At 62.8% G+C, this 21,135-nt stretch carries 19 protein-coding genes and 1 pseudogene; 3 read left to right on the forward strand and 17 right to left on the reverse strand.

Features of this window, described 5'->3' with window-relative positions:
- Positions 1 to 72: 72 nt before the first annotated feature.
- The 4 genes and pseudogenes from hisI to DVK03_RS18110 all read right to left on the reverse strand — a co-directional run bounded on the left by hisI (position 73) and on the right by DVK03_RS18110 (position 3,956).
- On the reverse strand, positions 73 to 450 hold the full coding sequence (hisI, locus tag DVK03_RS18090) for a phosphoribosyl-AMP cyclohydrolase (protein ID WP_115803425.1): 378 nt from the start codon (positions 448 to 450) through the stop codon (positions 73 to 75).
- Positions 451 to 898: 448 nt separating this feature from the next.
- Positions 899 to 2,624, reverse strand: a pseudogene (locus DVK03_RS18100) (nucleoside recognition domain-containing protein).
- Positions 2,617 to 2,802, reverse strand: coding sequence for a 30S ribosomal protein S14 (locus DVK03_RS18105; RefSeq protein ID WP_058567877.1), 186 nt, complete (start codon positions 2,800 to 2,802; stop codon positions 2,617 to 2,619). The pseudogene DVK03_RS18100 and the gene DVK03_RS18105 overlap by 8 nt, the downstream one beginning before the upstream one ends.
- Positions 2,803 to 2,804: 2 nt before the next feature.
- Entirely contained in the window at positions 2,805 to 3,956 is a 1,152-nt protein-coding gene (locus tag DVK03_RS18110) for an NAD(P)/FAD-dependent oxidoreductase (RefSeq protein ID WP_115803693.1), read from the reverse strand.
- A 61-nt stretch (positions 3,957 to 4,017) separates the two neighbouring features.
- On the opposite strand from DVK03_RS18110, the gene DVK03_RS18115 reads away from it, so the two are divergent.
- Positions 4,018 to 5,295, forward strand: a complete 1,278-nt coding sequence (locus DVK03_RS18115; RefSeq protein WP_115803427.1) for a GTP-binding protein — start codon at positions 4,018 to 4,020, stop codon at positions 5,293 to 5,295.
- A 409-nt stretch (positions 5,296 to 5,704) separates the two neighbouring features.
- Complete coding sequence (locus DVK03_RS19855; protein ID WP_158250849.1) at positions 5,705 to 5,857, forward strand: C2H2-type zinc finger protein; 153 nt, start codon at positions 5,705 to 5,707, stop codon at positions 5,855 to 5,857.
- A 35-nt stretch (positions 5,858 to 5,892) separates the two neighbouring features.
- Here DVK03_RS19855 and DVK03_RS18125 read toward each other — a convergent pair whose 3' ends face one another.
- The 3 genes from DVK03_RS18125 to DVK03_RS18140 all read right to left on the reverse strand — a co-directional run bounded on the left by DVK03_RS18125 (position 5,893) and on the right by DVK03_RS18140 (position 8,077).
- Positions 5,893 to 6,285 (reverse strand): hypothetical protein, encoded by a 393-nt coding sequence (locus tag DVK03_RS18125; RefSeq protein ID WP_115803428.1) that lies wholly within the window; start codon positions 6,283 to 6,285, stop codon positions 5,893 to 5,895.
- 1 nt (position 6,286) lies between these two features.
- Positions 6,287 to 7,579, reverse strand: coding sequence for an FAD/NAD(P)-binding protein (locus DVK03_RS18130; protein WP_115803429.1), 1,293 nt, complete (start codon positions 7,577 to 7,579; stop codon positions 6,287 to 6,289).
- 279 nt (positions 7,580 to 7,858) lie between these two features.
- Positions 7,859 to 8,077, reverse strand: coding sequence for a hypothetical protein (locus tag DVK03_RS18140; protein WP_115803431.1), 219 nt, complete (start codon positions 8,075 to 8,077; stop codon positions 7,859 to 7,861).
- Positions 8,078 to 8,359: 282 nt separating this feature from the next.
- Here DVK03_RS18140 and DVK03_RS18145 point away from each other — a divergent pair, with 282 nt between their 5' ends.
- A complete protein-coding gene (locus DVK03_RS18145) occupies positions 8,360 to 9,037 on the forward strand; it encodes a class I SAM-dependent methyltransferase (RefSeq protein WP_115803432.1) in 678 nt (225 codons plus the stop codon).
- Between the two features lie 118 nt (positions 9,038 to 9,155).
- On the opposite strand, the gene DVK03_RS18150 is transcribed toward DVK03_RS18145, so the two are convergent.
- From DVK03_RS18150 to DVK03_RS18200, 10 genes are all read right to left on the reverse strand, one after another.
- Entirely contained in the window at positions 9,156 to 10,700 is a 1,545-nt protein-coding gene (locus tag DVK03_RS18150; protein ID WP_233506123.1) for an ABC transporter substrate-binding protein, read from the reverse strand.
- Between the two features lie 128 nt (positions 10,701 to 10,828).
- A complete protein-coding gene (locus DVK03_RS18155; RefSeq protein ID WP_115803433.1) occupies positions 10,829 to 11,905 on the reverse strand; it encodes an ABC transporter ATP-binding protein in 1,077 nt (358 codons plus the stop codon).
- Complete coding sequence (locus DVK03_RS18160; RefSeq protein WP_115803434.1) at positions 11,902 to 12,999, reverse strand: ABC transporter ATP-binding protein; 1,098 nt, start codon at positions 12,997 to 12,999, stop codon at positions 11,902 to 11,904. The genes DVK03_RS18155 and DVK03_RS18160 overlap by 4 nt, the downstream gene beginning before the upstream one ends.
- Positions 12,996 to 13,892, reverse strand: coding sequence for a nickel transporter permease (gene nikC / locus DVK03_RS18165; RefSeq protein ID WP_115862177.1), 897 nt, complete (start codon positions 13,890 to 13,892; stop codon positions 12,996 to 12,998). The genes DVK03_RS18160 and nikC overlap by 4 nt, the downstream gene beginning before the upstream one ends.
- On the reverse strand, positions 13,889 to 14,830 hold the full coding sequence (gene nikB, locus DVK03_RS18170) for a nickel ABC transporter permease (protein ID WP_115803435.1): 942 nt from the start codon (positions 14,828 to 14,830) through the stop codon (positions 13,889 to 13,891). The genes nikC and nikB overlap by 4 nt, the downstream gene beginning before the upstream one ends.
- Positions 14,827 to 16,449, reverse strand: coding sequence for an ABC transporter substrate-binding protein (locus DVK03_RS18175; protein ID WP_115803436.1), 1,623 nt, complete (start codon positions 16,447 to 16,449; stop codon positions 14,827 to 14,829). The genes nikB and DVK03_RS18175 overlap by 4 nt, the downstream gene beginning before the upstream one ends.
- Before the next feature lie 35 nt (positions 16,450 to 16,484).
- Positions 16,485 to 17,216, reverse strand: a complete 732-nt coding sequence (locus DVK03_RS18180; protein ID WP_115803437.1) for a creatininase family protein — start codon at positions 17,214 to 17,216, stop codon at positions 16,485 to 16,487.
- A 760-nt stretch (positions 17,217 to 17,976) separates the two neighbouring features.
- On the reverse strand, positions 17,977 to 18,555 hold the full coding sequence (locus tag DVK03_RS18190) for a molybdenum cofactor biosynthesis protein B (RefSeq protein WP_115803438.1): 579 nt from the start codon (positions 18,553 to 18,555) through the stop codon (positions 17,977 to 17,979).
- Positions 18,552 to 19,889 (reverse strand): GTP-binding protein, encoded by a 1,338-nt coding sequence (locus DVK03_RS18195; RefSeq protein WP_115803439.1) that lies wholly within the window; start codon positions 19,887 to 19,889, stop codon positions 18,552 to 18,554. Before DVK03_RS18195 ends, DVK03_RS18190 begins: the two co-directional genes overlap by 4 nt.
- Positions 19,889 to 21,106: a GTP-binding protein gene (locus tag DVK03_RS18200; protein WP_115803440.1), complete on the reverse strand. Its 1,218-nt coding sequence runs from the start codon at positions 21,104 to 21,106 to the stop codon at positions 19,889 to 19,891. The genes DVK03_RS18195 and DVK03_RS18200 overlap by 1 nt, the downstream gene beginning before the upstream one ends.
- Positions 21,107 to 21,135 lie beyond the last annotated feature (29 nt).

The following is a 21,135-nucleotide window of genomic DNA, read 5'->3' on the forward strand; positions in this document are numbered from 1 at the left end:
AGTGCCTCCCACGACAGGGGCCGTGGAGCTATCTCCCCTTGTCTCAATAGCCAGCCACGCTACCGAATTGACCTACCCGTAGACCTCATCTGGATCGTAGACTTTCTCTCCAACTGTTTCGTCATCGATCGTTCGGGAAAAACACGAACGGTATCCCGTATGACAGGCCCCGCCCTCTTGCTCAACGCGATAGAGAAGCGCATCTCTGTCACAATCGACCCGAATTTCCAGAACTTGTTGGATGTGTCCGCTTGTCCCACCCTTCTTCCAAAGCTCATCTCGACTCCGAGAGTAGTAGTGGGCGAGTCCCGTCTCCTGCGTTGCTGCCACCGCTTCCGGTGAAGCGTACGCGAGCATCAGAACCTCGTCAGTATGTGCGTCTTGCGCAACCGCTGGAACCAGTCCGTCATCTCCAAAGTCGAGTTCGATATCTACTGGCTCGTCGTTCATACTGAATTGTATTGTCGCTGGAGAATACCAATTTTCATTCTCGTCTCCTGAGGACACGGTACAACCGCGCAGTCCATTGCTCTCGTAGTGTAGTCTCCGGGTTCTCGAGATACCAGCCAGCAGCAGTAGCAGCATCTGCGAGACTGAGATACTCCCAGTGCTGAGGAGGGAGATACTCCGGCCGATTGGAAGTAGTCCCTATCAGGACGTGTCTTTCCGTATCGTATTGGCTACCGAGGTGCCGAAGGTCCGATGCAGTTGGCATCACCTGAAAATCTCGACGGACGAGGTACTTGGCGCTGAAGGCGTGAGCGGCTCCGAAATCCGTCGATATGAGACCGACGTTCTGCGCCCATCGTCGCGCATCGACGACGACCGCCTGTGGCTCACGGGTCTGCCGGAGTGCAGCAAGCTCAAACGCGAGCGTCATGGTTTCGCCCGTCATCGGCTAGAAGAGGATTGCACCGCCCCATCCGATGAGTAGCGAGAAGCAGACGGCAGCTGCCGCCTGTCGGAGCATCATTCGACCGGCGTATCTCGGGGAGAGTTCCTTCGCGACCGTGATCGCCGTCACGAGGCAGGGAAGCAACACCCCCCCCTAGGTAGACGGCGGTCAGTACCTGCACGGGAGTCATCGCGGACAACGTTTCGCTGAGCCCGTCTGATTGTAATAAGAGTAGACCATCCTTGCGGATCGATCCCATCACGACGACGAGCGCCGTCTCACCGGGGAGGTTGAACAGTCCCATCACCGGCGAGAGAGCCTTACCCGCCACGTCCAGCACGCCGAAATAGTCGAGAACCGATGCAACGAGGACGATTCCGGCGAAGACGGGGAGGGCCTTCACGAAGAAACTCCGAATCACGGTTCTGGTCTCGCGCCACACTGACTGCCAGGTCGGCCACTGGAGGAACGCACGGTTCTCAGTAGACAGCGATGCCGTTCGCGCACGCTCGGGTGCGATCAGGCGCGCATAGACCAGTGTCGTGATCGTGAGAATCCCGAGGTACGGAACGACGAGCCATGGCATCTTGACCGCCGCGAACACGGCGAGCGTCGCCGGAAACTGATACGAGCAGGCGGATCCGAACCCAATCGTCGACACGGCCGTCCGGCGTGTACAGTCCGAACACCCACGTGTGCTGGTGACCGCCGGGACGTTACAGCCGAATCCCATGACCACGCGAACGAGGTCCCGACCGGTGAGGCCCACGCGCCGAAGATGCGGATGGAGCGACGCAGTAATCCGCGTGACGAGTCCGCTCTGCTTGTAGACGACCATGAACGCCGCGAAGATGAGGATCGTCGGACCGGCCCAGACGAATAGGAATGGCCCCATCGAGAGCACGCCGTAGTCGCCGCCCAGAACTGCCGACAGCGGTCCCGGGAGCTCGTTCGTCCACCGAACCGCGGGCTCCAACAGTGTACTCACTTGGGGGGAGAGTTCGGCAGCAGCAGCGTTCGCGAAGTGGACTGCAGCCGCGGCGGGCAACAGAAGCAAGGCAATACTGACGAACGGGCCGAGAAGTGGATGCTCAATGATCGTCTCCGGTGGGTCGAGATGAATTCCAGTTTGCCGGGTGACCCGCCCCGGGAACTCGTCGGCATCGCGGAGCGCGCTGACGAGTTCCGTCCGCTCGCGTCCGTCGACCGCCGCCCCGCCGCCGTCGGTCGCGACGCGAGAAACGTTTCGCGCGTCCACTGGAGCGAGTGGCACCCCGAGGTCGTCGGCGAGCGCGTCCAGTTCGTCGTGGGCTTCGGTCTGGTTCTCGACTTTGTCCCAGAACGTCACGGCAATCGCGCCGACTGTTCCCTGCACCAGTGGCAGCAGGTCCTCGAGGTCGTCGTCGATGTTCGTTGCGCGAACGACGAGGAGCACCGTCTCGGTGTCTTCGACGGCGCTGATCGCTGTTCGGGTGGTCTCGGTGTCAGTCCCGAGCAAAATTCCGGGCGTGTCGACGAAGACGAACTCGTCCGACTCGTATCGCTCGACGTTGACGGTCGTTCCGCGGAAGTTACCGGTCGTCGGCGTCGTTCCGGTGAAGCCGGCAACGAGCTCCGACTTGCCGACGCTCTCTTTGCCGACGACGACGACGGTCTCTCGCCGGTCGTTTCCCGTCTCGTCGCGCCCCGTCGCGGAGTGACTGTTCGACCGAGGGCGTGTGTCAGTCATACTTTTTGAACCCAATCTTCGGCGCGAGTTCACGGAACGACTGCCGACAGAGCCAGATGTCGTACTTACTGACGAGGCCCTGTTCGCGGCCGGTCATCCGACACACGTGTCGGTCGTCGTCTCGCGCGTCGTTCGAGCGCTCGCTTCGGCTGTCGGGCTGTGATGAGTGTCGTGTCACGGTTAGCAGTCGCACATGTCTGGTTCGCAGCAGGACGCGTCCTCGAGGAACATGTTCTTCTCACGGTACTCGTCGAGGGGAGCGCGGTCGATACCGAGTCTTGCAGCGACTTCGTCGGCGACGACCGCGAACCGCTGTCGGAACTTGTAGATGAAGCAGAACTGTTGTCCGTTGTGTGCAACGTGGGGGCCGACGAGGAACAGTCCCGGCGTCGCCGTCGACTCGTCTCGCTCGGTCAGTCTCGGGTGGCCGTTCTCGAACTCGAAATAGTCGTCCGCCGGGCCGAGACCGGACTGGAACCCCGTCGCGAGCACGGGTCGGTTCCGCGTTGTGAACGTTTCACCGCTCGTAGAGACGACCTCGAACGAGCCGTCGTCTCTGTCGACGCGTTCGACGCGGATGCCGTCGTTGAGAGTGATCGGTCGGTCCCGTTCGAGCGCCTCGTGGAGGCGTTGGCTGGTGTACGGGGATAGGACTTCGCTCGGGTCTGGGCTGCGATACTGCCACGGACCCTCCTCGTCGAGGACGAGTACCTCGTGGCCCAGTTCGGCGAGCGTGAGCGCCGCGTCGATTCCGCTTTCGTACCCGCCAACGACCGCGACTGGGTCGTCTACGCACTCGTCGGCGAACGCGTGCCACGAGTCGACCTGGGAGTTGTGGACGCAGTGACCCGCACCGGGGAACGGCTCGTCGTTCGGGCGGCCGAACTGTCTGGCCGCCCAGATGACGAAGCGACTCCGGACGGTACCAGCGGACGTGTCCAGAACGAACCCATCGTCGTGGCGTTGGAGGGATTCGACAGCTACGCCGGTCCGGACGGGAAGGTCATGAAACTCGACGACTCCGCGGAGGTACTGCGCGTACTCCTCGCCGGTCGGGTGTTCGCGGTCGAGCGCGAACGCGGGCGACGTGTCCGTCGTGACGGCGTTCAGGTCTCGACAGCCGAAGCTGTTGCTGGGAAACGAGGGGGTGATGAACTGCATCTCCTCGGGCCACTGTCGAAACGACGCGCCGACGTCGTCTCGCTCCAGAATCGCGTAGGAGTCGAGGGCGAGGGCTTCGAGAACGACGCCAATACCGACGCCAGCGGCACCTGCGCCGACGATAACGGCGTCGAGCGACTCGTCCGTTTGGGGGGTCGTTGGGGGCTCGATTAACAACAAAATAGTCTAGATAGCCAATTATAAATAAGATATGGTCTAGAGTTAATAACAGATGAGTCGAGAGACGATTCCCGTCACTGTGCTGAGCGGCAACCTCGGCGCGGGGAAAGCGACCGTGTTGAACAACCTCCTAAACACGCAAACGGACCTCGATATCGCGGTCCTCGTCAACGACATGGGCGAGGTGAACGTCGACGCCGAGCGCGTCGCCGAACACTCCGACATCTCGGAGGACGACGAGGAGTTAATCGAGTTGTCGAACGGCTGTATCTGTTGTGAGCTTCGGGGCGACCTGCTCGACGCGCTCGCGAAGCTCGCGCAGGCTCGCGAGTTCGATTACCTCGTCATCGAATCGACCGGTGTCGCCGAACCGCTCCCCGTCGCACAGACGCTCACGATGGGATTCGACCAGTCGGACCTCGACCCCACGGAGTTCTACGAGGAGACCGGCATCGAGCCGATGGACTACTACGAACTCGACACGACGGTCACCGTCGTCGACGCCCACCAGTTTTGGACCACGTTCGGCTCGGCGGAGTCGCTCATGGACGGCGACACCGAGAAGGACCTCGGGAGCCTCCTCGTCGAGCAGATCGAATTCTGCGACGTCCTGCTGTTGAACAAATGCGACCTCGTCGACGAAGCGGCGCTCGACGAGATCGAGGCAGTCGTCGAGGTGCTACAGCCGCGCGCCGAAATCCTCCGAACCGAACACGGTGCGGTCGACCCAGACGCAATCCTCGACACGGGTCGATTCGACTTCGAGGCGGCGAGCCAGTCCGCCGGGTGGATGCAAGAGCTCGAAGAACCCCACGCCTCCGCGGAGGAAGAACACGGAGTCACCTCGTTCGTCTTCGAGTCCCGTCGGCCGTTCCACCCGGAGCGGTTCGCCGACCTGCTGAACGAACTGCCGACGAACGTCGTCCGCTCGAAGGGACACTTCTGGCTGGCGGGTCGCGAGGACATCGCGCTGGGTATCGACGTCGCGGGCCAGTCGATTCGACTCACGCCTGCAGGGCAGTGGCTCGCGACACTCCCGGCGGACGAACAGGCGCAGTACTTCGAGGCGTACCCCGAACTGGAGGAAAGCTGGCATCCCGAGTACGGCGACCGGGGCTCGCAACTTGTCCTCATCGGCACCGACATCGACCACGACGACCTCCGCGCGGACCTCGAGGCGGCCACGTTGACCGACGAGGAGATGGACGCCGACTGGAGCGCTTTCGAGGACCGCTTCCCGACGTTCGAACGTCCCGAAGACGCCGAAGAGGCTGCGGACGGGGACGCACAGTCCGCCGAGAGCGCCGAGGAGGTCGGCCTCGCCGATTGACGATGTCTTCGCCACGCTCGCTGTTTCAAACGGTCGTCGACAAGAACGTCCCGCGCGGAACGCGGGAAGACGCCATCGGTGAGCTCGCCGAGGAACGGGCGACTGCGCAACTTCGACTTGTCGTGGTCACAAGCGGCCTCGACGGGCGGTACCGTCGCCAGGCCCTGAACGCGCTTAGTCGGTGTCGAGCGACAGACGCGCTCGACAAACTCGCGAACGACACGAGCCTCGCACCCCCGCTTCGAGAACGGGCACAAGAAGCGCTCTAGGAACGGATCGGGGACCGCCTCTCCCATCCGAATCTGTCGTCGTTAGTTAGTCCGAACGCGATGTTATTAGGCTAAGGCAAGCAGTACCTGCCTATTTTTAATAACTATTTTAGTTCTCTTCCAGTTGAGTTATTAACGGAATGGCGTACACCTGCTCCAGTTGCGATGCACAGTTCCAGAGCGCCGCCGGTGTGACCCAGCACGTCGCCCTCCACCACAACACGTGCGCCGAGTGCGACGAGCAGTTCGACAGTACCGATTCGCTCCGCAGCCACATCCACGAGAGTCACTGACTTAGCGAGTCGACCGCAGGTCCCTCGAAGCGCGTTTATTCCTGGTAGGGCCACGCCTCGTCGGCAGCGATGGTCGTCGCGAGCTGCCACCCCGCGGCTGCTGCGGCGTCCGAGACCGACTGGTACGTCCAGTCGGGGACTCGGGTGACGACCTCGCTGGTCTCTTCCGTGCCGACGAACACGTACCGCGTCGTCTCGAAGTGGTCCCGCACGCTCGCCAGTGCCTCCGGAATCGAGCGCGGCCCCGACAGGAACTCCTGTTCATACCCCGCCTCGCGGACGCGCCGCCGTTCGATAAACGACGGCTTCGAGGAGACGATTCCGAGGTGGGTCGTCCACCGCGCGGCGTCTTCGAGCGCGTGGCTCGGTCGCGCGAGTTCGTCGAGCGCCCGCAGCGAGAATGCGGGCGTGAGGTCGTTCGGCGGCATGTCAGGGCCGCCCTTTCGACAGCGAGGCGGTAGCCTCCGAGTTCACTTGGTCGTACGGTTCGAGAAGGCGTTCCGCGGCGCGGCGACCACCGACGACGTTTCGGGCGAACGGGCCAACGCTCATCTCCGCGAGCGCGCCCGAGACGTACAGCGCCGAATCGGCGCCATCAGTCCGTCGCCACGCGAGCGTCCGGTCGTTGAGGACGGGAAAGCCGTTCGCCCCGCGTTCGAGCGACAGCGATTCGGCGAGCGTTCCCACGAGCGGGTGCTCCGGGGCGGGGTCATACCCGGTTGCGAGCACGACCTGTACGTCCGTGGCGGTCGTGCCGTCGTCGAATCGGAGCTGCAGTCTGCCGTCCGCCGCGTGCGCGTGGTCGATCTCGCCGCACCGAACGTCGAGGTCGCCGCAGTCGCGGGCGTCCGCCAGTCGGCGCGCGACGTACGGTGGGATTGTCGCATCGTGGCGCGCGGCGCGAATCCGGTCGTAGCGGGCTGCCGAGCCCGGAGGGAGCGAGTGAATCTCCTGTTCAATGTGTCGCCAGTTGATCCACTGTGGGTCCGCCTCGGTCAGTTCGACCTCCAAGCCGCGCCGCGAGAGGAGCGTCACATCTGTGCGTTTCGACAGGTGACAGGCGAGCTGCGCCGCCGTGATACCGCCGCCGACGACGAACGTCCGGCCGTCAAAGGTCGCGGCCGCCGCCGGGTCGAAGTCGTCGTCCCAAACGTGCGCGAGCCGCGCGGCGTCGGAGAGCGACGCCGCCCACGAAGGGACTGTCGGCTGACCCCCGAGGCCGACGGCCAGAACAACGCGACGAGCGTCGAGCGACCCACGAGACGTATCCACGCGGAGCAACCCACGCGTCCGGGACCTCGTGACACCCGTTACCGTCGACTGACGGTGGCAAGCGTCGATATCGCGTCGGTCGATGACGTACCGGGCGTGGTCGAGAAACAGGTCGAGTGTCGGTCGGTTCGGATAGTCCTCGGTCGGAACGAGTTCGTGTTCCCGGTGTGCGCCCTCCGCGAACGAATCGAGCGAGAACGGCTCGGTGTCGATGTGGTGGACGAACGTCGAACGGAGGGTTTGCATCCCGCACTGTCGTGCTTTCGTCGCGAACGACGCCAGTAACCGTTCGTGAGGGTCGACCAGACAGAGTTCTTCGTGGTCGAAGCGGCCTTCGTCGAGGAGGTAGTTCGCCACGCACGTCCCGTGAACACCACCGCCGATGATTACATATTCGTACGGCTGGCGGTCGAGTGAGTTGTGGTCGCCAGTCGACTCACTGTAGGTCATCTTTCACCTCCGTCTCCACCGACGTGCGTGGAAGGAGACGGCTTAAGCGTCGTTAGCGGCGTCATCGCCAGTCCCCGAGGTTGACGAACGAATCGCCGTACGCCGCTATCCACGTCGTCGTTCGGTACGGAACCGCCACATCCGGCGGATAAAGCGTACAAGCTGGTCGCTCAGGTGAGCCGACGACGAGTGACATCAGTTCTCTGCGAGGTCGCGGGGATGGCCCGGGGTCGGCATCGCCGCTCCACGTTGGTTCGGTGTCGCTAGAGCTTCGGTCAGTCATGCTTCGAAGGGCTTCCGTAGCGACTCCGCGGTTGCGGTCTCGCCTGCACCCTCGCTCGCGGCGACCGCGAACACAGAGGACGACACCTGCGCCCCCGGCCCGTCTACGCTCCCAGTACCGTGGCCGGCGTCATCCGACGGACACCCTGCGAGAGAGCCGAACGAGGCGGCAACGGGTTCAACGGCGTCGAATCGTCGTCGCGCGTACTGAGACATGTGTTATTAAAATTAGAGATTAGTATAATAAATACTGCGATTATATACCACGTGGTTAATAATCTAGTCGCGGTAAACGAGGATGGATTCAGGCAAACGAGATGATTATTTTGATAACCGAATCCCAAAAAGTGAGAAATTATAAGTAATATACTATCCAGATTTAATAACAATGGCAGAGAGAGAACGGAACTCGACGGCAACGTATTCGACTATCGACGCCCGTACGTGCCGTGCCCGAGCGCCGCATGGTCACGGGAGTGACCGTGGAGGTGACCAGTTGTGACAGAGTCCGGCCGGTCCGCAGAAGATGTCAAGCAGGCGGTTCAAGCCTACTGGAACGAGCGGGCTGATACGTACGACAACGACAGTCACCACGCTCTCCAAAGCGAGGAGCAACGCGACGCGTGGCTGTCGGTACTGCGCGCGTGGACGGGCGACTCGTCGGAGCGGATACTCGACGTCGGCTGCGGTACCGGCGTCATCTCGCTGCTGTTGGCCGACCTCGGTCACGACGTCACCGGAGTCGACTACTCGACCGAGATGCTCGAACAAGCCCGCGAGAAGCGTCAACAGACAGACCACGCTGTCGAGTTTCGCGTCGGAGACGCCGAATCACTAGACGAACCCGACGACGGGTACGACCTGGTGACGGCGCGGCATCTCATCTGGACGCTTCCGAACCCCTCGCGGGCGGTGCGGGAGTGGCGTCGAGTCGTCGAGCCCGGCGGTCGCATCGTTCTCATCGAAGGACACTGGGATTTCTCCGAGCCGTTCGACGGCTACGAGCGAATTCACGAGGACCTGCCGCTGTACGACGGCCGTCCCCCCGAGGAGCTATCGGAGATACTGAGACAAGGGGGACTCGAAAACGTCACCCATGAACCGCTGATGGAGCGGACGCTCTGGGGGGAAGTACCGGAGTACGAGCAGTACATCATCGCCGGTGACGTTCCGTGAGCGCCGCACGGTTCTAAGCGTCTGTCTGACCTTACCGGACCGGCGTGGCGATTTCGCCGGCCGTTTCGAACACCCATCGAACCAGGTACGGGAGGAGCTGATGGCAGTCGCGCGGCTATCAGTGAAGTCGTATGTTCTGTACCCCATGAGAGTACATCGTGGGATGAAGCGTGAAGTCCTCGATGCGGTTCCGAATCCCCGTGACGGTCTCGCTGTAAGTTAACATCCCGAGCGGAGTATCGTCGTGAACGATTTCCTGTACCCTCTCGTAGATCCGTTTCCGTTCGTCGTCATCCGTTGTCCGCCGCCCCCGTTCGATCAGGTCGTCTACTTCTGAATCCTCGTACCCGGTGTAGATTTGTGTGTCCTCGGAGTGGTAAAACGACATCGCCCGGTCTGGGTCCGGAACCCAGAAGAAATTGAACGATAGCAAACTGAAATCGGTTTCTCCGGCCTGCATATCCTCATTCAGCGCGCTCCACTCGGTTATGTTGATTTCGACGTTGATGCCGACCGCTCTGAGTTGGTTCTGAATCGCCGTCGCAATGATGCGAAGCTCGGGACGCCGCGTGTAGGTTCGCAGGACGACGTCGAACGGCGTTCCATCGCGATGGCGGAGTTCGTCCCCGTCGGCTTCCAAGGTCCAACCGGCCTCCGCGAGTAGAGATCTGGCTCTATCGGGACTGTATTCGTACGGTTCAAGCTCGTCGTTGGCCCACCCGGTCAATTCGGGAGAAAACGGGCCAATCGCGGGGTCACCGATACCCTCCAAAATCGTCCTCGCTATCGTTTGGGTATCGATTGCGTGATTAACCGCCTGTCGGACTCGAAGGTCGTCAAAGGGCGGTTCGCGGACGTTGTATGCTAAGAATCGACTTTGAGGCGTGCGAGTCGTCTGAGTTCTCGTATCTTCGGCGCGCGATATCCGTTCCATCGCGGAAACGGGAAGATTGACCACGATGTCCGACTCACCTGCATCGAGGCTGGAAACCTTCGTTTGGTTGTCTCGGATTCCCTCGTACACCACTCGGTCGACCTGCGGCGACGAACCGTAGTAGTCCGAGTTTTTCGTAGCGGTGATGGATTTGCCCGATTCCCACGAGTCGAACATGTACGGGCCGGTACCGACCGGTTCCACGAAGCCGTCCGAATCGGAAATCGAACTCTGACTAATGACGGTCGCGTACCGATGCGCCAGGTAGGACGGTAGCGGTGCAAATCGCTCGCCGGTGGTTATCACGACCTCGTGCGTGTCGGTCGCGCTAATCGATTCGACCGGGAGCGGAGACAGGAGACTCGCCTCGTCGAACGCTCTAGAGAGCGAGAACGCGACGGCCTCGCTCATCAGGCTCGTTCCGTCGTGAAACTGCACGCCGTCCCTGATGCCGATGGTCCAAGTTGTCCCGTCCGGCGAGACGTGCCACTCGTCAGCTAGCTGGGGTTCAATCCCCACGTCCCGCGTGACGCGAAACAGCGATTCGTAGACGCCGATCCGGCCTAGCGGTCCACCACTGTGAGTGACGGGGTCGATCGATTCCGGGATATACGACCCACCGATCACAATCGTCGTCTGATCAGCATTAGAAGAACAACCGGCGATAGAACCAATCGCGGCGGTGCCGAGACCCGCTTCGAGAAACCCGCGTCGTGTGTACTGAGGCATATTTACTAATTTTAGAACATTATATGATAATTCTTGTTATTTAAATTTGCATTTTTAATAATATGCCGTGGTCCCGGACCCAATCGACCAACAGATGGTGCGTTCGCTCTCAAATTACGGGCGGGAAGTCACGAGTCGGATCGGTGCGGTCGCCGTTCCCCATCCGTTCCGTGGTTGTTCGTCCGGGTACCGTCGGCTAATTCGTCGGCGTAGTGGCAGCGCGATTGGGTAGTTCGGACCCGCTTGAACTCCGGATGCTGGCGCTCGCACTGTCCATCCGCGTGTGGACACCGAGGGTGAAACGGGCAGCCAGTCGGTCGGTTCGACGGGTCCGGTGGAGACCCGGGTAATGGCTCCGGCGGCGGGTCAGTCGGGTCGTCGCTCGGGACTGCACGCAGTAGCGCCTCCGTATAGGGGTGGCTGGGCCGCTCGAAGACATCCCGTGCCGGTCCGCGTTCGACGATTTCTCCGGCGTACATAACCGCCAGCCGATCAGCGAGATAGCGGACGACGCCGAGGTCGTGAGAGATAAACAGATAGCCGATCTCGTGCCGGCGCTGGAGCTCCGCGAGCAGGTCGAGAATGGTCGCCTGCGTGGCTACGTCGAGTCCCGAAACTGGCTCGTCGAGTACCACGAGTTCAGGGTCGTGGGCGAGCGCGCGAGCGATACCGACGCGCTGAAGCTGGCCACCCGAGAGCTCGCTCGGATACCGCGACCCGACCTGCGGGTCGAGGTTCACTTGCTCCAGCAGGTCGTCGATGCGGTCGACCCGCTCGTCGGGTTGCTGTTCGTGCCCGAACGACTCGGCGATAGACCGCCCGACCGACCACCGGGAGTCGAAGCTCTCGCGGACGTTCTGAAACACCACGCCGATGCGTCGAAGCTGCCCGCCGGTTCGGGTGGGGTAGCCACCAACGGTGTCCCCATCGAGCAGCACGGATCCTCCGTCGGGCGTCAGCTCCCCGGTGACGAGCTTCGCGAGCGTCGACTTCCCGCACCCGCTTTCGCCGACGACCCCGACGGTTTCTCCGCGGTTGATGGAGAGGGAGGCGCCACAGACGGCTTTCGCGGACCTCGCATCGCCCAACAGCCGGTCGAGGACCGAGCGACTCGTTTCGAACTCCTTTTCGACGTTTCGTAGCTCCGCGACTGGCGCGTGGCGCGTCTCGTCGTTTCCGCCGTCGTTCGCAGGAGACGCTCTCACTTCTCGTCACCACCGTCGGGAGCGACTACGTTCCGAGGCTGTCCGCTGGCAGCAACGGTCGGCGTCCCGCGAGAGTCCGTGGGCGTCTCGATGCAGGCCACGCGGTGGCCAGGGTCGCTTTCGACGACCGGGATGTCTCCGCTGCGACAATCGGAGGTTGCGAGGCGACAGCGATCCGCGAACGGACACCCGTCGTGACCGCCGACGGCGTCGGGCGGGCTTCCTTCGAGCGTGCTGACTCGCTCGTCGCGGCCGAGGTTCCGCGGTGAGCACTCGAGGAGTGCGCGGGTGTAGGGATGTTTCGGCGCGGTCAACACCTCGTCGACCGGCCCGGATTCCATCACCTGCCCGCCGTACATGACCACAACCCTGTCGCAGGTCTGGGCGACGACGCCGATGTCATGGGAGATCAGGAGGACGCCCATGTCTCGCTGGTCACGGAGTGTCCGTATCTGTCGCAGTATCCCCGCCTGCGTCGTCGTGTCCAGCGCCGTCGTCGGCTCATCGGCGATGAGCAGGTCTGGGTCGCTGGCCAATGCCACGGCAAGCATCGCACGCTGGCGCATCCCCCCGGAGAACTCGTGGGGATACTCGGCTGCGCTCCCGTTCGGGTCCGGAATCGCGACCTGTTCCATCAACTCGACGGCGCGGTCCTCGGCCCGGTTCCACGCGGTGCGGTTTCGGAACGGCGGGACACCCAGAAAGTCGAGGAGCCCCTGTGACGAACCGCCGTCGTGGATTCGGACCGACTCGGCAATCTGGTCGCCGATGGGGAACACCGGGTTCAGCGTCTCGTGGGGGTCCTGGAACACGATGGAGATGTCTTCACCGCGAACGCGACGAAGCGTCGCCTCATCGGCGTGGGTCAGGTCCCGCCCGTCGAAGCTGATCCGCCCCGAGACGATTCGCCCCGGGTCTTCCAACCGGATGATCGACCGGGCGGTGACCGATTTGCCGCACCCGCTCTCGCCGACGAGGCCGACGATTTCGCCGCGGTCCACGCCGAAGGAGGCCCCGTCGACGGCGTGGACTGTACCCTGGTCTGAGTCGAAGTGCGTGTGCAGGTCCTCGACGCGGAGGAGTTCGTTCATCATAATTGCTCGATTTGAGCCGACTGCGTCGGCGAGAGCGCGTCTCTGAGTCCGTCACCGAGGAGGTTGAACCCGAAGACGGTGAGCATGATCAGGACGCCGGGGGCGTTTACCAGCCACCACGCGGTCCGCAGATAGTTCCGGCCCGACGCGAGCATCGTCCCCCACTCGGGCGTCGGCGGCTGCGCGCCCAGCCCGAGAAAGGAGAGACCCGCCGTTCCCAAGATGACGCCGCCGACATCGAGCGTCGCCAGCACGACCACCGGTGCGACGACGTTCGGAATCAGGTGTCGGCCGAGCACGTGAGCGCGCGAGCGGCCGAGAAGCCGCGACGCGGTCACGAACTCTCGGTCTCGAACCGACAGGACGCTGCTCCTGACCAGTCGGGCGTAGGAAGCCCAGCCGACGACCGCGAGTGCGACCATCACGTTCGTGAGGCTCGGTCCGAGAATACCGGCGATCACGAGCGCGAGGACGATACCCGGGAACGCCAACAGCGTGTCGACGAGTCGCATCAACGCCTCGTCGACCCAGCCACCGACGTATCCGGCGACGAGTCCGACCGCGGTACCGAGAGAGAGCCGCACGGCCGTCACGGCGATGGCGATACCCAGCGAGAGACGGGCCCCGTGGAGCAGCCGGGTGAGCACGTCGCGTCCGAGTTGGTCGGTTCCGAGCGGGTGCGCGAGCGACGGGGCTTCCAGCCTGTGTGCGAGCGCCTGTGCGGCCGGGTCGTACGGCGAGACGGCCGGGCCGAACACCGCGAGCACGAACAGAGCACACACGAGACCGGCACCGAGCTTCGTGAGCCGTGTCGTCGTCAGGGCCTCGTACCACCGTCGCCAGCGAGCGCCGACCGGTCGGTGGGGCGCGCTGTTCGCGGCGTCCTCGCTCACGCCGGCTCACCCCTGCGGTCGATTCGCGGGTCGAGATACCGGTAGGTCAGGTCGACCGCTAAGTTGGTCAGAACGAAGATGACGCCCACGAGAAGGGTCACTCCCTGAATCACCGGGTAATCGCGTGCGAAAATCGCGTCGACGAGCAGCGTTCCCAGCCCCGGTCGCTGGAACACGGCTTCGACGACGACCGCCCCGTTCAGGACGTAGCTGAGTTGTAGCCCGGCTATCGTCACGACGGGGACGAGCGCGTTCCGCAAGGCGTGTTTGTAGACGACGATCCGCTCGCGCAGTCCCTTCGAGCGGGCGGTCCGGATGTAGGGTGCGTCGAGAACGTCCAGCATCGTCGTTCGGACCAACCGGGCGATGACCGCGGACATACCCGACCCGAGCGTTACCGCCGGAAGGACGAGGTGGTCGAGACCGCCGGAGCCCGCGACCGGGAACAGGTCAAGCCAGAGGGCCGCGACGATGATGAGCAGATAGCCGAGCCAGAAGTTCGGCATGGAGACGCCGACGAGTGCGCCGAACTGGGCCGCGTAGTCGACTCGGCCACCCGGATTAACCGCGCTCGCCACGCCGGCGGGTACTGCGATCGCGATCGCGATGACCATCGACGCGGCGGCGAGTTCTATCGTGTTGGGGAGGCGCTGTCCGATCATCGACGCCACTGTCTGCTCAGAGCTGTACGACTGCCCGAGGTCGCCACTCAGTGCGTCGATCGCCCAGTCAGCGTACCTGACTGGGAACGGTTCGTTCAGGCCGTGTTGTTCTCGGAACGCGACCACTGTCTCCTCGGATGGTTGGTGTCCCGTCTGTTCGACAAGCGCGGCGACGGCTGGGTCTCCCGGCGTGAGGGCGGTCATGCTAAACGTGAGAATGGACACGCCGACGAGAACCAGAACCGTCGTCACGAGTCGCTTCAGCAGGTATCTCATTTCTTCGAGCGGTGACGGTTCCGAAACAGAGCGTCGGGCGAGCGGTGCTGCGCATTCGCCGTCTCAGTCTGACTGGCGTTCTCATCCCCGCCGAAATCGAGGTTTTCCAGGTGATAGCATGTCTCCGTCGGCAGCGGCTTGTATCCCGTAACGTCAGCGTCCATCCCGACCACGTTCGTAACGTAGGTCAACCAGCCGATGGGAACGTCGCGCTGGATGATCGACTGCACTTCGTCGTAGCGGCGCTTTCGTTCCTCGGCATCGGTGACCTGCCTCGCTTCCGCGAGCAGTTCGTCGACGCGGTCGTTCGCGTAGCCGCTGAACATCGTCGCGTTTTCGGAGTGAACGAAGTCCGTGAGCCGGTCCGGGTCTGGATACCACAGAAGCGAGTTCGACCACATGACGAGGTCGAACGCCTCGCTGTTGGCGCGCTCCTCGATGGTTCCGTAGTCCATCACTTGGAGGCTGACGTCGAAGCCGACTTGCGACAACTGGGCTTGGACGGCCTCGGAGACGATGGGCAGCGCCCGTGCGTCGTACGTCCAGAGGTCAATTTCCAACGGCTCACCATCCCGCTCTCGCGCGTCCTCGCTCGGTTCCCATCCCGCGTCGGTGAGTAACTGCCTCGCGGTCTGTGGGTCGTACGGATACGGTTCGAGGTCGGCGTGGGCCCAGTTCGTGACCCCCGACGGGAAGGGACCGGTAGCAGCCGGACCGAGGCCGTTCAGCACGCTGTCGACGATTTTCTCCCGGTCGACCGCGTGCATGACCGCTCGGCGGACGTTTCGGTCGTCGAACGGCGGCGACGTCGTGTCGTACACGAGGTAGCGAGACCGAGGAACCGCGTAGGTGACCGGCTCCACGTTAGATCGGTCGTTCAGGGTCGAAATAGCCGACCCGGGGAGGGCTCGAGCCATGTCGAGTTCGGCGTTTTCGAGCTTCAGGAGTCGCGTCTGGTCGTCCGGCACACTCTCGTAGACGAGCGTGTCGATGGCCGGCGTCTGACCGCGGTACGATGGGTTCGACACGGTGGTGATTCGCTCGCCCGGCTTCCACGAGTCGAACTGGAACGGTCCCGTTCCGACCGGCGCGGTGACGTTGCCGTCGTCGTCGTACGAACTCTCCGCGATGATGCTGGTCGGGCCGCGGGTGAGATGTGCTGGAAGCGGCGCGAACGGGGTGCTCGTTTCGATTTCGACGACGCGCTCGCCGCTACCGGAGACAGACTCAACCGGAAGGCTCGCCAACGAATCCGAGTTGAAGCTCCGCCGGAGGGAGGCGACGACCGCATCGACGGTCAGCGGCGTTCCGTCGTGGAACGAAACGCCCTCCCTGAGGGTGAACTTCCACGTCAAATTGTCGTCGCTCGTGGACCACCCAGAGGCTAATCCCGGTTTGACTGACGCGTTGTAGTCCGCGATGACGAGCGGTTCGATGACGTTCAGCTTTCGGAACATCCACCCCTTGACGAGCGGGTCGAGGGAATCTGGATTCCACGGCGTCCCGACGCGGAACGTCGTCTCCCGTTCCATCTGCTCCGAGGAGGAGGTCCGCTCACCGTCCTGTGAGGTGCCGCTGCAACCCGCGAGTCCGATGAGGCCCGCCGTCGCTCCCTTCAATGCGTCTCGTCGACTGAGTCTGCGGTTTCGTAGCGTTAGCATTCTTCGTGGTCCTCACCTCTCTGCCGGCCGGTCGAAGCCGCGTTTCGCTCTCCGAGCCATGCGATGAGTTCCAGTAGCTCACCGACGGCCGTCTCGAACACGTCCCGGCCGGTTTCGGCGGTCGCGGCCGTCGGGTCTCCGACGACGCCGTTCTCGCTGAACTCGTCGGTGTACGTTGCGACTTGCGCGCCGTGGACCCACTCACCCCAGCTATCGGCGTCGCCCGGCTGTGGCGCGCCGACGTGTTCGGGAACCAAGTGTTGCAGCACACTCGTCTCGATCTCTCCCGCGTGCTGTACGTCCACGTCGACAGCCATCATCCACTCCCAGTACTGTGCATCGAGCGTGGTCTCGTCCGAGAGGCGTCGGCAAACGTGCTTGAGCAGCTCTCTGTTCCCACCGTGTCCGTTGACTATCAGGACAGTTTCGACGCCCCACGCGTCCACACATTCCAACAGATGGAACACGTACTCCCGAAGCACGTCCGGAGGGACGTGAAGCGTCCCCGGGAAACGGCGGTGATACGGCGCGACACCGATGTGTACTGGGGGGAGTTTCCACGCTTCGGCGCGGTCGGCAGCGACGTCAGCGATTGCATCTGCGACAAGCACGTCGGTTCCGAGCGGGGCGTGCGGGCCGTGCTGTTCGATGCTCCCGACGGGGAGGAGGCAGACGTCAGCGTTGGACCCCTCCACGTCGGCCCACGTCTGTTCCGTGAGGTTCACGAGCGACCACCCCGCGTCATCCAGTCGGCTGCCGTGGGGCAGGGGATAACGCCGTTGTGCAGTTCCAACCCTGTGAGGATGTCGGGAGACGCAACCGTGAGCGGTGTCCCTTCTCCACTACGACATCCTGTAACGACTCCTGTAGCCCCGACTGCGAGGTCAGTATGCGACTTTCGTCTCGAACGTCGACCGAGCATGAATAACAACCTATTGTGTAGATATAATAACTCTTGCCAAACTAGTATAGATTTTTCATAATTGGCCACGGAGGAAGCGTCCCAGAACACCCGCTGTGAAGCCACGACCGACTGCTGTTTCGAGCGTCTCTCGGGCACGTGTTACGAACGCTATACAAGTCAAATAGTTCTTTCTAAACTTTAGTTGTTTTCTAGGCGTGTCAACGAGAGAGGGTTATCGAGAGACAAGAGTGGCGCCAAGAGTCACAGGAGAGGAACGCCCGACTCCGGTGCCTTCCCCCACGCAGCGTTCCGCGTCGCCAGCGTGTACTGGTCTCCCCGCTCTACGTGAAACTCGTCAAGGTCGGTCGTCCTCTGGAGTTCGAGGGCGCTCAGCTTTGGCCTTGGGAGGTATTGAGCTGCGACACGAGAGCCGACCGGGAGAGTAGACGACGTCAACCGATTCGAGCGGCCACTCCCCTCGAACCGCGAGTAGGTCGGCCCCGCCTCGGTCCGAGCCCGATACCGTAGAGGGTCATCTAACATCCCTTCTCAGTGGGTGACGGATGGGAGCGCTACGTCACTCAGCTCTCATCGGTTGTGTGTCGGGTCGCGAGTCCGGCGAGGTGCGGCGCTTCCGTGAAGATTATTTCGGTGGTTGCGAGCCGAACGGCGTTTTCACTTCCGGGCAGTACGAACACGGGCACGTCGCGGGCGATACCCGCGGTCGCACGGGTTGAGACGATGCGCGTTCGAACCTCCCCCCACGAGAGCCACCGGAACGCCTCGCCGAATCCCGGCAGTTCGCGGTCGAAGAGGTCGCCGACTGCGTCCGGTGTGACGTCGTCGACGGTGACCCCCGTTCCGCCCGTGGTAATGAGGATATCGACGTCGGGTCGCTCCAGAAACTCGCCCACGGTCGTCTTGATTCGGACGTAGTCGTCCGGGACCGTCCGACGCGCCGTGATGACGTGACCCGCTTCGGCAAGGATACTGGCGATGGCGTCGCCACTAGGGTCTGAGAGGTCCTTTTCCACGTCAGTCCCCCGAGACGACGACACCGTCACGATGGCGACGCCGAGCGGGTCGATACAGTCGTGGCCGTCGTCGTCGGTCGTCCGTCGCGACTCTATCGGTGGGAGTTCACGACTGGCACCGTTCATTGCTCCCCTCCGAGGACGAGCCGCTGTTCGGTCGGAGGCTTCGAATACGACCGCTGGCCCGGGAAGCGGTTCTCGAAGGCGCTCCAGTCTGCGTCCATCTCCTCGTCGGTGAGGAGACAGTCGTCGAGTTCGTCGGCGATACCGATCGAGTCCATTCCGGCACCGATGAAGACGAGCTTCACTTCGCGGTCACCCCACTGGTCGTCCCACTGGAGCCCCGGATGCGACTCGCGGTACGACTCCTGCCGAGATTCGGAGAGCGTAGCCGCCCATCGTCCGTTGACCTCGACGTGGATCTGTGCGCCCGCTTGGCTCAGGTTGAGGGCGTAGCGGTCGCGTCCGGCAACCCACATATGGCCTTTCGCCCGGACGACGGAATCGGGGAACGAGCGGAGCCATTCGTGGAACCGCTCGGGATGGAACGGTCGGTGTCGCTCGTAGACGAACGAATCGACGCCGAACTCCTCTGGTGGGTGGAGGTGGTCGTGGTCGTGGTCGTCACCATGGTCGTGGTCCTCGCCGTGCTCATGGTCGTGGTCCTCGCCGTGCCCATGGTCTGTGTCCGTCCCGTTATCGTCGTGCTCGTGCGGCTCAGCGTCTGCATCGTCCTCGTGGTCGGTTGAGATATCCTGTTTCCACCGGGCAGAGTTACTCGCCTCATCCTTGTCGAACTGTTCCGTTCCGAGGATTCGGTCCGGGTCCACAGCGCTTTCGGTCGCCCGGACGATGTCTACATCAGGGTGGAGTGTTCGGATAACGCGTTCGACCTCCGCACGTTCCTCGTCGGACACGAGATCACACTTGTTGAGGACGAGCACGTCACAGAACTCGACCTGCTCGGCGAGCAGCTCCGAAAGCGGTCGGGTGTCGTCATCGCTCGACGTGAGCGGCTCCCCGAGGACGAACGCCCGGTGGAACTGGTGGGCGTCAACCACGGTAACGGTCGTGTCGAGGTCATACAGCGCAGAAGCCCGCGCGGGAGAGACGAATCGCCGCGCAATTGGGACCGGGTCGCTGATTCCCGAGGCTTCGATGACGAGGTAATCGAACTCCTCGTCGAAAGCGAGCCGCCGGAGCTCTTGATCCAGTTCGTCTTGGAGCCCACAGCAGATGCACCCGTTCGAGAGCTCCGTGACGCCGCCGTCGTCCATCGAGAGGTCGGAACCGTTCTCGATGAGGTCGGCGTCGACGTTCACCTCGCCGACGTCGTTGACGAGGACAGCAATATCGTACTGCTCACCACCGACGGTGAGGAGGTGGTTGAGCAGGGTCGTCTTACCGGTACCGAGCCCGCCGCTCAGAATCGTGACTGGGGGTTGGTCGTCGAGGCTCATCAGTCGTCGGCCAACGCCAGTTCACGCTGCTCGTCAGACCCGAACGGGTCCGGGTACGTGCCCCAATCCTCGTCCATTTCGGCGTCCGTGAGGAGACAGTCGTTCAGCCGTTCGACCAGTGATTCCTGATCGAACTCCCGACCGATGAACACGAGTTGGACCCCGCGGTCACCCCATTTGTCGTCCCAGTCCGCCTTGATACCCGGCCGGGCGGCGAAATACCGCTGCTGTTGGGCCTTCGGGAGCGTGGCGATCCACGTTCCTTTCGGGCCGGCACGGACAGACTGGCCCGCCTTGTCGAGGCCCATAGCGATGTCTTCGCGACCCGCCGACCAGAAAAAGCCCTTCGCGCGGACGACACCGTCGGGGAGGTCGGCGAAGAGTTCGGCGACTCGGTCGGGGTGGAACGGTCGGTCCGCGTCGAAAACGAACGAGGTGACGCCGTGTTCCTCGGCGGCGGCATCGTGATAGTGGCCCTCCTGTAGTTCGCGCTTCCACCCGGCGGACTGGCTGGCGCGGTTGAAGTCGAACCGCCCCGTGTTCAAGATTTCCTCGGGGGCGACGGCGCCGTGTTCCGTTCGGATGAGCTTCGCCCACGGCTGGAGGGTTTTCAGAACAGCCTCTATCGTCTCCAGTTCGTCTTCGGGAACAAGGTCGCACTTGTTCAGGAGAAGCACGTCACAGAACTCGATTTGGTCCATGAGCGCTTCTTCGGGAACGCGGTTGTCCTCCGGGTCGACCGTGTCGTCCGTGAGCGCCTGCCCCGAATCGAAGCCCTGCCAGAAGCTGTGTGCATCGACGACGCTCACCATCGTATCGAGTTCGTAGACTCCTGTGGGGTCGAACTCCGCGTCTTCGAAGCCGCGAGCGAACGTCTGGGCGACCGGAATCGGCTCGCTGATTCCGGACGACTCGACGAGGAGGTAGTCGAAGTCTCGCTCTGCGGCTAAGCGTCCCACCTCATCGAGCATGTCTCCGCGGAGCCGACAGCAGATACAGCCGTTCGATAGCTCGATGATCTCTTCGTCGTTCTGGGTGAGTGCCGACTCACGTTCGACGAACTCGGCGTCTATGTTCACCTCTCCCATGTCGTTGACGAGAACTGCGGCGTTCAGGTCCCGTTCGCTACCGAGGAGATGGTTCAACGTCGTCGTCTTTCCAGCGCCGAGACTGCCGCTCAGAATCGTCACCGGAATCGGGTCGTTGTTGACCGACATGCGTGGATTATGAAGATGCTATACTAAAA

Source organism: Haloferax sp. Atlit-109R, from assembly GCF_003665865.1.
Taxonomy (GTDB): domain Archaea; phylum Halobacteriota; class Halobacteria; order Halobacteriales; family Haloferacaceae; genus Haloferax; species Haloferax volcanii.